A 14978-nucleotide genomic window follows, 5' to 3' on the forward strand; every position below is an offset into this window, starting at 1 on the left:
GCCGCTTCGCTCGTTTGTACTTCCAGGAGGCTCGCCGGCGTCGGCAGCCCTGCACCTGGCACGGACAGTCGCCCGGCGCGCCGAACGGCACATGGTTGCACTTTCCCAAAGGCCGGACGAGGTCGTAACGCCCGCCGCGCTCAAGTACATCAACCGTGTTTCGGATTTCCTCTTCGTCGCCGCCCGCGTCGTCAATGACAATGGCGCGAAGGACGTGTTATGGGTCCCCGGGCATAATCGCTGAGCACAAACCGGGGTAGAGGCGCCGATGTTCATTCCACTACATGACGCCAACAGCCTTAAATATATCAAGCTCCAATACGTCACGCTGACCCTGATTGGCATCAACATCCTGGTATTTGTGCTGATGAGCGTTGCCGGCGATGCGTCACAGGCGGCCGCAGTCGGCCTCGGCTATATCCCGGCCGTCATCCACCATCTTGTGAACCTTCCGGCGAACTATGATTTCGTTCCTCCGGATGCGACCTATATTACCTACGCGTTCCTGCACGCCGATATCTTTCACCTTGGCGGCAACATGCTGTTTCTCTGGGTGTTCGGCGACAATGTCGAGGATGCGCTTGGGCACATCAAATTCCTGATCTTCTACCTGCTCTGCGCCGCAGCCGGCGCCTTTCTTCACGGCATCATCCTGCCCGCCTCGGAAGCGCCGCTCATTGGCGCGTCGGGTGCAATCGCCGGCATTGTTGCCGCCTATCTGCTGCTGCACCCGCGCGTCCGCGTCTGGGTTCTGGCATTCGGCCGCATTCCCTTGCGTATTCCCGCCATCTATCCGCTCGCACTTTGGGTTGCGACGCAATTTCTCATGCTTGCGCTCGGCGGCGCAGAGCAGGTCTCGTGGCCTGCCCATGTCGGCGGCATCCTCGCCGGTGCGCTGCTCATCGTCCTCATGAAGCGCCGCAGCGTGCCACTTTTCGACCGCGCACTCGTCTCCCCGCGCGCTGTCATAACCGCGAAAGAGCCCGAGCAAGCAAGCTCAGATCTGCCACCGATACGGTGGGGACGTTAGCGCCCGACCCATGAGATTTATTCAATCGTTTGAACTTAAAATTCGCCCGCAACACCGATTGACCTTTACGCCCCTCATAATTACGGTCCGGCGCAATTCAGGCACCTGATGTGTCGTTTTTTTCACCTCAATGTCGGCATCCGGCAAGCGGGTACTATATTGAGGCAGTTAAATCTGCTTTCTTTTTTGAAGAGGGAGTCCCCATGAAAGTCCTCGTACCGGTAAAGCGGGTTGTCGATTACAACGTGAAGATCAGGGTGAAGGGCGACGGCTCGGGCGTTGAACTTGCCAACGTCAAGATGTCGATGAACCCGTTCGACGAAATCGCCGTCGAGGAAGCGCTGCGTCTCAAGGAAGCCGGCAAGGTCGAGGAAGTGGTTGTCGTGTCGATCGGCCCGGCACAGTCGCAGGAGACCATCCGCACGGCGCTCGCCATGGGCGCCGATCGCGGCATCCTCGTCAAGGTCGATGACATCGTCGAACCGCTGGCTGTCGCCAAGATCCTGAAGGGCGTCGTCGATGCCGAACAGCCCAAGCTCGTCATCCTCGGCAAGCAGGCCATCGATGACGACGCCAACCAGACGGGCCAGATGCTTGCCGCCCTCCTCGGCTGGAGCCAGGGCACCTTCGCCTCCAAGGTCGAGCTCGGCGGCGAGACGGCGAAGGTCACCCGCGAGGTCGATGGCGGCCTGCAAACCATCGAGATCAAACTGCCGGCGATCGTCACCACCGACCTGCGCCTGAACCAGCCGCGCTATGCGTCGCTGCCGAACATCATGAAGGCGAAGAAGAAGCCGCTCGACGAGAAGTCGGCCGCCGACTACGGCGTCGACACCAAGCCGCGCCTCAAGGTCATCAAGACCGAAGAGCCGGGCGGGCGCAAGGCGGGCGTCAAGGTCAAGGACGTGGCCGAACTCATCAGCAAGCTGAAGAACGAAGCCGGCGTTCTCTGAGATTTTGGAAAGGAACTAAAATGGCTATTCTTCTTTTTGCCGAACACGATAACGAGACCCTTTCCGACCAGACCGCCAAGGCGCTGACGGCGGCCCTCGCCATCGGGCCGGACGTGCATGTGCTCGTCGCCGGCAAGGGCGCCAAGGGCGTCGCCGAGCAGGCTGCCAAGCTTGCGGGTGTCAAGAAGGTTCTCCTCGCCGACAGCGACGATCTTGCCAACCGCCTTGCCGAGGCCAGTGCCGCCCTCATCGTCTCGCTCGCCGGCAACTATGACACGATCATTGCCGCCGCCACCACCAACGGCAAGAACATCCTGCCGCGCGTCGCAGCGCTGCTTGATGTCATGCAGGTGTCGGACATCATCGAGGTGGTCTCCGCCGATACGTTCAAGCGTCCGATCTATGCCGGCAACGCCATCCAGACCGTGCAGGCGACCGATGCCAAGAAGGTCATCACGGTCCGCACAGCGACCTTTGCCGCCGCCGGTGACGGTGGTTCGGCTGCCGTCGAGAGCGTTTCGGCTGCTGCCGATCCGGGCCTTTCGAAGTTCATCGAGGCCAAGCTTTCCGGCGGCGACCGTCCGGAACTGACCTCGGCGAAGATCATCATCTCGGGCGGCCGGGCGCTCGGCTCCAACGAGAAGTTCAAGGAAGTGATCCTCCCGGTTGCCGACAAGCTCGGCGCGGCGGTCGGCGCATCCCGCGCTGCCGTCGATGCGGGTTATGCGCCCAATGACTGGCAGGTGGGTCAGACCGGTAAGGTCGTCGCCCCCGATCTCTATATCGCGGTCGGCATTTCAGGTGCGATCCAGCATCTTGCCGGCATGAAGGATTCGAAGGTCATCGTCGCCATCAACAAGGACGAAGAAGCCCCGATCTTCCAGGTGGCAGATTACGGCCTCGTCGGCGACCTCTTCACCATCCTGCCGGAGCTCGAGAAGGCGCTTTGAGGCGCTTCAAAATTTGAAATGAAATTGTCTGGCCGGGGTAGACGAAAGCTACCCCGGCCATTTAGTTTGTATGGTACATATAACAATCGGATGGAAACATGGCTGGCACGATCAAGACCGTAGGCATTATTGGCGCAGGGCAAATGGGTTCGGGCATTGCCCATGTTTGCGCCGTCGCCGGTTACAATGTTTTGATCCATGACCAGTCTGCCGAACAGATCGAAAAGGGCATTGCCACGGTCAACGGCAACATGGCCCGCTCGGTTTCGCATGGCAAGCTCGAGGAATCCGACCGCGTCAAGGCGCTGTCGCATATCCGTCCGGCATTGCGGATGGAGGATCTCGCCGGCGTCGACCTCGCCATCGAGGCCGCAACCGAGGACGAAACCGTCAAGCGCAAGATTTTTGCGCAGCTTTGTCCCAATCTCAATCCGGAAGCTATCCTCGCCACGAATACGTCGTCCATCTCGATCACGCGCCTTGCCGCCACTACCGACCGGCCCGAACGCTTCATCGGCATTCACTTCATGAACCCGGTTCCGGTGATGAAGCTGGTTGAGCTTATCCGCGGCATAGCCACAGAAAACGTGACATTCGAGACAGCGCGCGAATTTGTCGCCAGTCTCGACAAGACGATTACGGTTGCGGAAGACTTCCCCGCCTTCATCGTCAACCGCATTCTGCTGCCGATGATCAACGAGGCGATCTACGTGCTCTATGAAGGTGTCGGCTCGGTGGAAGCCATCGACACGGCCATGAAACTCGGCGCCAACCATCCGATGGGCCCGCTGCAGCTAGCGGATTTCATCGGTCTCGACACCTGCTTGTCGATCATGCAGGTGCTATACGACGGTCTGGCGGATTCGAAGTACCGGCCCTGCCCGCTGCTCGTCAAATATGTCGAAGCCGGCTGGCTAGGACGCAAGGCGGGACGGGGTTTCTATGATTATCGCGGCGAACACCCTGTACCGACACGCTGAGTCGTGAGCTTCGACCCGTTCAAAAAGTATATTTCGATCAAACCCTTGCATTGGTCCCTGGCTCTTCCCAACTGAGGCAGAATTGCAGCACCGGGCCCCTCTGGCGGGAGTGACCGGCTCTCTCGTGATGTCGGAGCTGTAATCTGGAACCGATGCCGGCGGATCTTTTTCAACATGGAGCTTCTATTTATTGATGCCATGGGCAAGCCCCTGTGGATGTGGCTTGGCTTTCTCACTCTGGTTATTGTTCTTCTCGTCCTCGATCTGGGCGTTCTCAACCGCAAAAATCACGACATAGGCATGCGCCAGAGCCTCCTGCTCTCGGCTTTTTACATCAGTCTCGGCCTCGCCTTCGGGGGGTTCATCTGGTGGGAACTCGGCTCAGACGCCGGGATGCAATACCTCACCGGCTTCGTCGTCGAGAAAAGTCTCGCGATGGACAATATTTTCGTCATAGCGATGATCTTCGGCTACTTCGCCATCCCAAAACAGTTTCAACATCGCGTGCTGGTCTACGGCATTCTCGGCGTTGTCATCCTGCGCGGCATCATGATCGCCGCCGGGGCCGCGATCGTCCAGGAATACCACTGGGTGCTCTACCTCTTCGCCGCGTTCCTGGTCTTCACCGGCATAAAAATGCTTGTTGCCGGTGACGGAGAATACGATGTCGCGGCCAACCCGGTCTTCAAGTTCATGAGCAAGCACTTCCGCGTCACGCCGGAGCTCCATGGTGAGAAATTTATCGTCCGACGCACCGACCCCCTGACGATGAAACGGCAGACCTGGATCACGCCGCTGCTTCTGGCGCTGGTCATGGTGGAGCTTGCCGACGTGATTTTCGCGGTCGACTCGATCCCCGCGATCTTCGCCATCACCACCGACCCCTATCTGGTCTTCACTTCGAACATTTTCGCGATCCTTGGCCTGCGGGCGCTCTATTTCGCGTTGGCAAGCCTCATCCATCGCTTCGTCTACCTGAAATATGCCCTCTCGCTCGTCCTCGTATTCATCGGCGGAAAGATTTTCGTCGCCGACGCATTGGGACTGGCAAAGATACCGCCAATGTGGTCACTGTCGATCACGCTTGGCATACTGCTCGCCGGTATCCTCAGTTCGCTTTGGAGTACCCGGCATGAGCAGAAGCCCGAATTGTCGCATGATGGACGACCACCCCAGGCCGGCGCTGTTGCCGAGACTTCGGGGAAGATCTGATCCAGCCAACGGGAGGACAAGATGAACGCTGACGGAACGCCGTCCAACTGGGACCTGATCGGGTCCGCCGACGAACGGCGTCTGTCCAGGGTACTTGTCCATCTCGGTGAAAGATCAGCGGACAGGATTTCGCTCGATGATATCCTGTCCGCCCTGTCGGAGCGCAGCTTCGGCGCCTTGATGATCCTGTTTTCGGCACTTAACCTCGTGCCGCTGCCCCCTGGCACCTCGACGATTTTCGGCATTCCTCTGGTTCTTCTATCGATCCAGATGTTGATCGGGTTCGAGAACCCGTGGTTTCCCGCCTTTGTTCGCCGCAAATCAATGCGCATCGAATCCTACCGCGCCTTTATCGGACGGATCGAGCCAATGCTGCTGCGGTTCGAGAAACTCGCCCGGCCCCGCTATTGGCTGGTTCCGCAAATGATCGTCGAACGTATTGTCAGCATCGTCGCACTGTTGATGTCGATGATCGTGATTCTGCCATTTCCCTTGATCAACCAGATGCCTGCTCTCAGTATTATTCTCCTCGCAATAGGACTTGGCGAGCAGGATGGGCTATGGCTGGGGATGGGGCTGCTCGTTGCAGCGCTCGCTGCGGGCATCGCCATTGGCCTTGGCGCATCGGTCGGCCTTGCGGCTTTGCACATTTTCGGCTGAGACATGAACGAGACCAAGACGATCACCATCTATGTCGACGCCGACGCCTGTCCGGTCAAACCTGAAATTTACCGCGTCGCCGAACGCCACGGCGTCAAAGTCTATGTAGTTTCGAATTCTTTCATGGCAATCCCGCGTGATCCGAGGATCGAGCGGGTGATCGTCAGCGATGGATTCGACGCCGCCGACGACTGGATTGCGGCGCGTGTCTCGCGCGGCGACGTTGTGGTGACGGCAGATATTCCGCTCGCGAGCCGTTGCGTGAAGGCCGGCGCCGACGTGATCTCCCCGACAGGCCGACCCTTCACAGAGGCCTCGATCGGCAACACGCTAGCAACGCGCAACCTCATGGAAGAATTGCGCTCTGCAGGACAGATCACCGGCGGCCCGCGACCCTTCTCGCCGAAGGATCGCTCGGCCTTTCTTTCCGCGCTCGATCTTGCTGTCGTTCGTCTGAAACGCGCGGGGTTCAGCGCGTAAGCCAACTTGGCATGGTCAAGCACGGTGAATTTGCACGGCTCCCCTGCGCAAGTCCGCAGGCGCCAACCATTGACGAATTGAGCGATAAGCTCTACGAGGACGCAACAAAGCTATATGCGTGCCGCTCGTGCTCCCATTGACGCCGAGCCCAGACACCAGCCCAAACCCATACTTGAAAGTTCATGAATGACCATATTCGATTCTGTCGCTCCGGCGTTGTCCGGTGCATTGGCTGCCCGTGGCTATGAGACCCTGACGCCCGTCCAGACCGCTGTGCTCGCCCCCGAGGCTGAAGGCGCCGATCTGCTCGTTTCCGCCCAGACCGGTTCCGGCAAGACCGTCGCTTTCGGCATCGCCATCGCACCAACGCTGCTCGAAGGGGCGGAGCGGTTCGACTCGATCGGCGCTCCCTATGCGCTGGTTATCGCACCGACGCGCGAGCTTGCCCTGCAGGTGCGGCGCGAGCTTGAGTGGCTTTACGAGCAGACCGGCGCACGCATCGCTTCCTGCGTGGGCGGCATGGACATGACCAAGGAACGCCGTGCGCTCCAGGGCGGCGCTCACATCGTCGTCGGCACGCCCGGTCGCCTGCGCGATCACATCACCCGCGGTTCCCTCGACATGGCCGACCTGCGTGCCGTTGTTCTGGATGAAGCCGATGAAATGCTCGATCTTGGCTTTCGTGAAGACCTTGAATTCATCCTCGGCGAAGCGCCCGAGGACCGGCGAACATTGATGTTCTCGGCGACCGTGCCAAAACCCATCGCCCAATTGGCCAAGCAGTTTCAGAACAATGCGCTGCGCATTTCCGCGACAAGCGAGAAGGAACAGCACAGCGATATCGAATATCACATCATGCCGGTGGCGCCGCGCGAGCGCGAAAACGCCATCATCAACGCGCTGCTCTACTATGATGCGCAGAATACGATCATTTTCGGTTCGACCCGCGAAGCGGTGAAGCACCTGACGAGCCGCCTCTCCAATCGCGGCTTCAATGTCGTCTCGCTTTCGGGCGAACTCAGCCAGGCCGAGCGCACCAATGCCTTGCAGGCCATGCGCGACGGCCGTGCCCGGGTTTGCGTCGCGACCGACGTCGCCGCCCGCGGCATCGACCTGCCCAATCTCGACCTCGTCATCCACGCGGACCTTCCTAACAATTCCGAAACGCTGCTTCACCGCAGCGGTCGCACCGGACGCGCGGGGCGCAAGGGCGTCTGCGTGCTGATCGTGCCGCCATCACGCCGCCGCACCGCGGAACGCCTGTTGCAGGGCGCCAAGCTCGCGACGTCGATGGTCCCGCCCCCGGACGCAGAGGCCATCAACAAGCGCAACCGCGAACGTATTCTCAACGATCCCTCATTAACTGAAACCGTTAGTGAGGACGAGGCGGAATTCGTTCGCGAGCTCCTAAACATGCATTCGGCCGAACAGATCGCTGCCGCCTACCTGCGCCAGCAAATGGCTGCCCGCCCTGCGCCCGAGGAGCTTTCATCAACGCCGTCGCATGTGCTCGAACCGATGCGCAAGGGTCGGTTTGACGAGCGTCCGGAACGGGGCGACCGCGGTGATCGCGGACCACGCTCCGCGCGTTACGCTGAATTTGAGAGCGGCGCCTGGTTTTCTGTGAGCGTTGGGCGCAAGCAGCGCGCCGAGCCGCGTTGGCTGCTGCCACTGATCTGCAAGGCCGGTGATGTCACCAAAGCCGATGTTGGCTCGATCAAGATCCTGGAGACGGAGACGCGCTTCGAAATCACGGCAAGCAAGGCCAATGAGTTCATGGCCCGGATCAAGCAATACGGCACCGGGGAAAAGGGCGTGAACATCACCCGCAGCGAGGGACCTGGTTCATCCGGGCCGCGCCGCGATGCCGGCGATTACAAGGGCAGTAAGAGCTTCGGCGAGAAGCGCGATGCGGATGATAGCAAGCCGCGCTACCGCGACGACAAGCCCAAATCTGATTGGTCTGCCAAGCCGGCCAAGGCAAAGCCCGAAGGCTGGACGACGGAGAAGCCCGAAAAGCCGAAGAAGGCCCCCAAGGAACGCAAACCCGGTGAACTGCACGGCTTCGAAAAATATAAAGCCAAGAAGGCCAAGAAAGCCGCTGCGGGCGGAACTGAGTAATTCAGCGCGTTCACATAATCCAAAAAGGCTCCATCTCACGATGGAGCTTTTTTTATGCCCGGTGTTATTCCAGGAATATATCTCGGGCTTGACCCGAGGTACCTGGTCGCAACGCCGTGCATCGCTTTTTGTGCATTCTCGGGTCAACCCCGAGGATGACGGAGAAGTAGGGTGAATGTCCGCTCGCGGCGCAACGACTGCTATAGCGCCTTCGCCGCTTCAATAAAGCGGGCGGCATCTTCTCCCGACCACTCGGCGGGTCCGTTCATGGCGGCGATCTGACATCCCTCCTTGTCAACCAGCATCGTTACCGGCAGACCGAAGGCAAGATTCTTGCGCTTCAAATCGTTGAACACCCCCATCGACGGATCGCGGTAAAGTTCAAGCGATTTGACCCCGATCTCGCTTAAGAAGGCCTTTGGCTTGGCCTCGTCGCCAGTGTCGATATTGATCGTCACGACCTTGAAATCGTCGCCGCCCTTCTTTGTTTCAAGCGCATCGAGCGCCGGCATTTCCTCGCGGCAAGGAAGACACCACGTTGCCCATAGATTGACGAGAAGCGTCTTGCCCTTGAAATCTTCAAGCCGCACGGGCTTGCCGTCGGGACCGGTGAACGTCAGGGAGCCCATCGATTGCGGTGAGTCGGCGCCGCGCATGGCAGCCACCGCCCCTGTAGCGGCCTTGTCGATGGCCTTTGCATTCGCGGTTTTCAGTGTGCATTGATCATCGGGGTTTGTGGTGGCGACAATATTGCCAGAGGGCCGCTCCATCACGTATACCCCAACCGCACCGGCAAAGATGCCTGCGAGCGCGGCAAGGGAAATGATCTTCCTGCTTCTGTTGCGTGGGGTTTTGCCTGTCTCGTCGCTGCCTGCCATTTTCTACTCTTTCGCTACTCACCAAGGCGCATCATGTCCGACAAGAAGAACAGCAATGAAATGTGGGGAGGCCGCTTCGCCTCGGGTCCTGCCGCTATCATGGAAGAAATCAATGCTTCCATCGGGTTTGACCAGAAACTCTACGCCCAGGACATTCAGGGTTCGCTTGCCCATGCAGCCATGCTTGCGAAAACCGGCATAATCGCGGCAGAGGACCACGACAAGATCGCTGGCGGCCTGAACACGATATTGTCAGAGATCGAGAGCGGAAAGTTCGCGTTTTCACGTAAACTTGAAGATATTCACATGAACGTCGAGTCGCGGCTCGCGGAACTCATCGGCGCCCCGGCCGGACGCCTGCACACCGCCCGCTCGCGCAATGATCAGGTGGCGGTCGATTTTCGCCTCTGGGTAAAGGCAGAGTTCGAGAAGGCGGCGGTTGCCCTGAAAAAGCTCATCGAAGCTTTCCTGCGGCGCGCGCAAGAGCATGCCGCAACGCTGATGCCCGGCTTCACCCATCTTCAGACCGCGCAGCCGGTCACATTCGGCCATCACTGCATGGCTTATGTGGAAATGTTCGGACGCGACCTCAGCCGTGTTCGGGATGCCATCGAGCGCATGGATGAATCGCCGCTTGGCGCCGCTGCGCTTGCCGGCACCGGATTTCCGATCGATCGCCATGTGACGGCACGGGCGCTCGGCTTCCGCGAACCAACCAGGAATTCGCTCGACAGCGTATCCGACCGCGACTATGCGCTAGAATTCCTTTCGGTCGCCGCGATCACGGCGACGCACCTCTCACGGCTCGCTGAAGAAATCGTCATCTGGTCGACACCGCAATTCGGTTTCGTGCGCCTGTCAGATTCGTTTTCGACCGGCTCGTCGATCATGCCGCAGAAGAAAAACCCGGATGCCGCAGAACTGGTGCGTGCCAAGACCGGCCGCATCAATGGCGCTTTGGTCGGCCTCTTGACCGTGATGAAGGGATTGCCACTCACCTATTCGAAGGACATGCAGGAGGACAAGGAGGCTGTATTCGACGCGGCGGAAACGCTCGAATTGGCCCTTGCTGCAATGACGGGAATGGTTGGCGACATGACGATCAATGTCGCCGCGATGAAGAAGGCTGCGGGCTCCGGCTATTCCACCGCGACCGATCTCGCCGACTGGCTGGTGCGGGAGCTCGGCCTGCCGTTCCGCGAGGCGCATCACGTAACCGGGCGGGCGGTCGCCCTTGCCGAGCAGAAAAAATCCGAACTCGGCAAATTGTCGCTCGCCGATCTTCAGGCAATTCACCCCGGAATCACCGACAAGGTGTTCGGCTATCTCACCGTCGACAAGTCGGTTCGCAGCCGGAAATCCTATGGCGGCACAGCTCCCGAGCAGGTTCGCAGGCAGATCAAGTTCTGGCAAAAGCGGATTGCAAAGCTTTAGGCGCAAGACGCGGACAAGGGGACCTTCCCTAAGTCCGCATCATGCTCTAGACAGGGACAAACGCCCTTCCGGACGACAGGATCAAGATCTATGGCAAGCCGTTCCATTCTGACGACAATTCTGGTCACACTTGCGATTGCGAGCGCTGTTTCGGCTTGCGGCCGCAAAGGTCCGCTCGAACTGCCGCCGGCTTCGGTCACCTCGATGCCGGGCGAACCGAAGACTGTAACTCCACCAGTTCAGGACAAGCGTTTCATACTCGACCCATTGATCTAGGCCATTGCCGTGAACCATTTCGAATACAAGGACGGCGTCCTCCACGCTGAAGGAGTTAGCATACCCGACATCGCACGCGTCGTGGGCACGCCCTTCTATTGCTACTCGACCGCAACGATCGAGCGGCACTTCAAGGTATTTTCTGCCGCCTTTGCCGAGATGGACGCGCTCGTCTGCTACGCTCTCAAGGCCAATTCGAACCAGGCCGTTCTCAAAACCCTGGCAAATCTTGGCTCGGGTGCCGATGTCGTTTCGGAAGGCGAACTGCGCCGCGCGCTTGCAGCCGGCATACCCGCGAACAAGATCGTCTTCTCCGGCGTTGGCAAGACGTCCGGCGAAATGGACTATGCATTGGTTGCCGGCATCCATTGCTTCAATGTCGAGTCCGAGCCTGAACTCGAGCTGCTTTCCAGCCGCGCAGTTGCCGCAGGCAAGCTTGCGCCGGTTTCATTGCGCATCAACCCTGACGTCGATGCGAAGACGCACAAGAAGATTTCGACCGGCAAATCCGAAAATAAGTTCGGCATTCCGCTGGCAAAGGCAAGTTCGGTCTATGCGCGCGCCGCAAAGCTTCCGGGGGTGAAAATTGTTGGCGTCGACATGCACATCGGCAGCCAGATCACCGACCTCGAACCTTTCGACAATGCATTCCGGCTCCTCGCCGAATTGGTCGCCCAACTCAAGGCCGATGGCCACGACATCAAGCATGTCGATCTCGGCGGGGGCCTCGGCATTCCCTATCATTTCGACAACAATCCGCCGCCCTTGCCCGACGCCTATGCCGAAATCGTTGCCAAGCACATCAAGCCACTCGGGTTGAAGACGATCTTCGAGCCGGGCCGGCTCATCGTCGGCAATGCCGGTATCCTTGTCAGCGAGGTGATCTTCGTCAAGGAAGGCGACGCGCGCAACTTCGTCATCGTCGATGCGGCGATGAACGATCTCATCCGTCCGACCCTTTACGACGCCTTTCATACTATCCGGCCTGTCAAAGAAGCCTCCGCATCGCAGCCGCGCATTCGCGCCGATATCGTCGGGCCCGTTTGCGAGACCGGCGATTTTCTCGGCCTTGACCGCGACCTGCCGCGCCAGTCGCCGGGCGATCTCATCGCCGTTGGAACGGCCGGCGCCTATGGTGCCGTTCAGGCCGGCACCTACAATACGCGCCTGCTCGTGCCGGAAGTTTTGGTCAGCGGCGATCAGTTCCACGTTGTCCGGCGGCGGACGAGCTATGATGAACTAATCGGCCTAGACTCCATTCCCGAGTGGTTGTGAATCTTCACCCCTCTGATTTCGCCGTCATCCCCGGGCTTGACCTGAGGAAGGTCAGAACACAAAACTATGATCGGTTTTTTAGGCCAAGGCCTCGCCTTTGCCATGATGAATGTTATTGTTTCTTAAGGCCATCATCGTCGATGTTGCCGAGATGGAGTGCGTATGACCGATCAACACCCCGACCAACGGGACGCTGAAGGGGTCAAGTTCGATATTTTCAGAAGTATCGATCGCCTCCGTTTGTCCACGTGGATCGCAATTAGTTTCGAGCGCTTGTGGCCGTTGGTGCTGCCATTCGTGCTGCTTGCCGGAGTTTTTCTCTGCCTTGCCTGGTTCGGCATTTTCCGGCTGATGCCGGACCTGCTGCGCCTTGGCACACTTGGACTTTTCATCATCGCGCTTGCCCCTTGTGTCTACTTTGTTCTGAAGTTCCGCCTGCCCGACCAGGACGAGATCGACCAGCGGCTTGAAAAGGTCAACGCGCTCGACCATCAGCCGATCACCGTGCAATCGGAAGAGTTGGCGACGAGCACCTCTGACCCGTTCGCGCGGGCACTTTGGGACGAGCATCGCAGGCGGATGGCCGAACGCATCCGTAATTTGAAGAGCGACCTGCCGCAGACGCGTGTCCCGGAAATTGACCCGTGGGGCCTGCGTGCCATCGTCGGCCTCCTGCTGGTTGTTGCATTTGCCTTCTCGGGCGGCCCCTTGGGCGGCCATATCAGCGATGCGTTCCGCAGCCATGGCGGCAGCAGTGTGGCGCCGCCCCGCATCGACGCGTGGGTGACGCCTCCCCGCTATACCGGGCGCGCGCCGCAATTCCTGACCTCCGCGGCCAATGCCGCCGAGAGGCAGTTTACCGTTCCCGAGAACAGTATTCTCACGATTCGGGTCATCGGCGGCAATGGAACCGAAAAGGTAACGCTGCGCCCGCAGGATGGAATGGTTGCGGATGTCGCTGCCAAGCAGGAAGGCACGCAGCAGGAAGGGGCAGAGATCAAGGACAGGCCGCGCAACTTTGAAATGTCCCTCGGCACAACCAGTACGGCCGCGCTCTTTGTCGATGGACGAAGCAGTTCCGAATGGGCCTTCTCGGTCATCCCCGACCAACCGCCATCGATCCGCTTCACCAAGGAACCGTCAAGCGCTGCGAACGGCACGATGGAAGTTGCCTATGAACTCAAGGACGATTACGGGGCCGTGAGCGCGGTTGCCAAGATGGAGCAGGCGACGCCACCCGAAAAGGACGCGCGTCCGCTCTATAAGGCGCCCGACCTGCCGCTTGCGCTGCCTCGCCGCGGCGAGCAAGCCAAGGAGACAAAGACCGCCAAGGATCTGACCGAACATCCGTGGGCGGGATCGGAAATCCGCATGACCCTTGTCGCCACCGACGACGCCAAGCAGGAGGCGCGCAGCGAAACCAAGACCCTCGTCATGCCGGAACGGCCCTTCGCCAATCCGCTTGCCCGGGCGGTGGTCGAGCAGCGCCGTATCCTGGCGCTCAATGCCAATGCCAAGCAGGATGTGCTCAACACACTCGACGCGATCACCATGTGGCCCGAGGAGACGATCAAGAACGCGTCGCACTATCTCGCCCTGCGTAGCGTTCACACAAGGCTCGACATGGCGCGCAGTGATGATCAACTGCGCGATGTGGTTGCTTATATGTGGCAGGTTGCGCGCGGCATCGAGGACGGTGCGCTATCGGAGGCTGAACGGCGGCTGCGCGAAGCACAGGAAGCCCTCAAGCAAGCGCTGGAACGTGGCGCGAGCCAAGAGGAAATCGAACGCCGCATGGCCGAATTGCGCCAGGCCATGAACCAGTATCTGCGCGAATTCGCCGAGAAAGCCCAGAAGAACCCCAACATGGCGCAGGCGCCCAACCCCAACATGCAGGAACTGCGGCAGGAGGACCTCGACCGCATGCTCGACCAGATCGAGGACCTTGCCAAGCAGGGCTCACGCGATCAGGCGCAGCAACTGCTCTCCGAACTCGAGAACATGCTCAACAACCTGCAGATGGGGCAGAACCAGCGCGGGCAGAACGGGCAGCAGGGTCAGATGCGTCAGCAGATGGACAAGCTTGGCGAGTTGATGCGGCGTCAGCAGGACATGATGAACCAGACCCATCGGCTCGAGCAGCAGCGGCAGAACGGCATGCAGCAGAACTACGGCCAGAATGGTCAGCAAGGGCAAGACGGCCAGCAGGGCAATCAGGGCCAGATGTCCGATCAGGAGATCGAAAACGCTTTGCGCGGCCTGCAGGAAGGGCAGAACAAGCTGAGATCCGATCTCGACCAGATGATGGAAGACCTGAAAGGTCTCGGTATCAACCCTGGCAAGGACTTCGGCGACGCTGGCAAATCGATGGGTGAGGCAGGCAAGTCTCTAGGCGAGGCTGATGGCGGGCAGGCGCTCGACCAACAGAGCAATGCGCTCGACGCCTTGCGCCGGGGCGGGCAGGACATGATGAAGCAGATGCAGCAGGCGATGGGCCAAGAAGGCCAGACCGGACCGGACGGACGGCAGCAGAATGGCCGGCTTGATCCGCTGGGCCGCGAGCGTCGCACCAGCGGCATCGACGACGGCACCAGCACCAAGGTTCCGGGTGAGATCGATATCCAGCGGGCGCGGGAGATCCTCGATGCCATCCGGCGCCGCCTCGGCAATGCGCTTAGCCCGCAGATGGAAAAGGACTATCTCGAACGCCTGCTCAAATTCGATTGATA

General features: G+C 59.8%; 13 protein-coding genes and 1 pseudogene. 13 read left to right on the top strand and 1 reads right to left on the bottom strand.

Features of this window, described 5'->3' with window-relative positions:
• The 9 genes and pseudogenes from AAAB35_RS14660 to AAAB35_RS14700 all read left to right on the top strand — a co-directional run.
• Positions 1–244 (top strand): annotated as a pseudogene (locus AAAB35_RS14660) (ATP:cob(I)alamin adenosyltransferase); the annotation flags it as partial.
• Between the two features lie 24 nt (positions 245–268).
• Positions 269–1030 carry a rhomboid family intramembrane serine protease gene (locus AAAB35_RS14665; RefSeq protein WP_340669021.1) on the top strand — a complete coding sequence of 254 codons (762 nt, stop codon included), beginning with the start codon at positions 269–271 and terminating at the stop codon, positions 1028–1030.
• A gap of 203 nt (positions 1031–1233) precedes the next feature.
• Entirely contained in the window at positions 1234–1983 is a 750-nt protein-coding gene (locus AAAB35_RS14670) for an electron transfer flavoprotein subunit beta/FixA family protein (RefSeq protein ID WP_340669022.1), read from the top strand.
• 20 nt (positions 1984–2003) lie between these two features.
• Entirely contained in the window at positions 2004–2933 is a 930-nt protein-coding gene (locus AAAB35_RS14675; RefSeq protein WP_340669024.1) for an electron transfer flavoprotein subunit alpha/FixB family protein, read from the top strand.
• 98 nt (positions 2934–3031) lie between these two features.
• Positions 3032–3913: a 3-hydroxybutyryl-CoA dehydrogenase gene (locus AAAB35_RS14680; protein ID WP_340669025.1), complete on the top strand. Its 882-nt coding sequence runs from the start codon at positions 3032–3034 to the stop codon at positions 3911–3913.
• A 174-nt stretch (positions 3914–4087) separates the two neighbouring features.
• Positions 4088–5125 carry a TerC family protein gene (locus AAAB35_RS14685; RefSeq protein ID WP_340669026.1) on the top strand — a complete coding sequence of 346 codons (1038 nt, stop codon included), beginning with the start codon at positions 4088–4090 and terminating at the stop codon, positions 5123–5125.
• A gap of 21 nt (positions 5126–5146) precedes the next feature.
• A complete protein-coding gene (locus tag AAAB35_RS14690) occupies positions 5147–5785 on the top strand; it encodes an exopolysaccharide biosynthesis protein (RefSeq protein ID WP_340669027.1) in 639 nt (212 codons plus the stop codon).
• Positions 5786–5788: 3 nt separating this feature from the next.
• Positions 5789–6265 carry a YaiI/YqxD family protein gene (locus tag AAAB35_RS14695; protein WP_340669028.1) on the top strand — a complete coding sequence of 159 codons (477 nt, stop codon included), beginning with the start codon at positions 5789–5791 and terminating at the stop codon, positions 6263–6265.
• A gap of 186 nt (positions 6266–6451) precedes the next feature.
• Entirely contained in the window at positions 6452–8386 is a 1935-nt protein-coding gene (locus tag AAAB35_RS14700) for a DEAD/DEAH box helicase (RefSeq protein ID WP_340669029.1), read from the top strand.
• Between the two features lie 200 nt (positions 8387–8586).
• Here the strand turns inward: AAAB35_RS14700 and AAAB35_RS14705 are convergent, their stop codons facing one another.
• Entirely contained in the window at positions 8587–9264 is a 678-nt protein-coding gene (locus AAAB35_RS14705; protein ID WP_340669030.1) for a TlpA disulfide reductase family protein, read from the bottom strand.
• A 33-nt stretch (positions 9265–9297) separates the two neighbouring features.
• Between AAAB35_RS14705 and argH the strand changes: the two genes are divergently transcribed.
• The 4 genes from argH (at position 9298) to AAAB35_RS14725 (ending at position 14976) form a co-directional block, all read left to right on the top strand.
• Positions 9298–10698, top strand: a complete 1401-nt coding sequence (gene argH, locus AAAB35_RS14710; RefSeq protein WP_340669031.1) for an argininosuccinate lyase — start codon at positions 9298–9300, stop codon at positions 10696–10698.
• Between the two features lie 90 nt (positions 10699–10788).
• Entirely contained in the window at positions 10789–10974 is a 186-nt protein-coding gene (locus AAAB35_RS14715) for a lipoprotein (RefSeq protein ID WP_340669032.1), read from the top strand.
• Between the two features lie 9 nt (positions 10975–10983).
• Positions 10984–12249 (top strand): diaminopimelate decarboxylase, encoded by a 1266-nt coding sequence (lysA, locus tag AAAB35_RS14720; protein ID WP_340669033.1) that lies wholly within the window; start codon positions 10984–10986, stop codon positions 12247–12249.
• Between the two features lie 162 nt (positions 12250–12411).
• A complete protein-coding gene (locus tag AAAB35_RS14725; protein ID WP_340669034.1) occupies positions 12412–14976 on the top strand; it encodes a TIGR02302 family protein in 2565 nt (854 codons plus the stop codon).
• Positions 14977–14978 lie beyond the last annotated feature (2 nt).

It is taken from the genome of Phyllobacterium sp. (genome assembly GCF_037994425.1).
Taxonomy (GTDB): domain Bacteria; phylum Pseudomonadota; class Alphaproteobacteria; order Rhizobiales; family Rhizobiaceae; genus Phyllobacterium.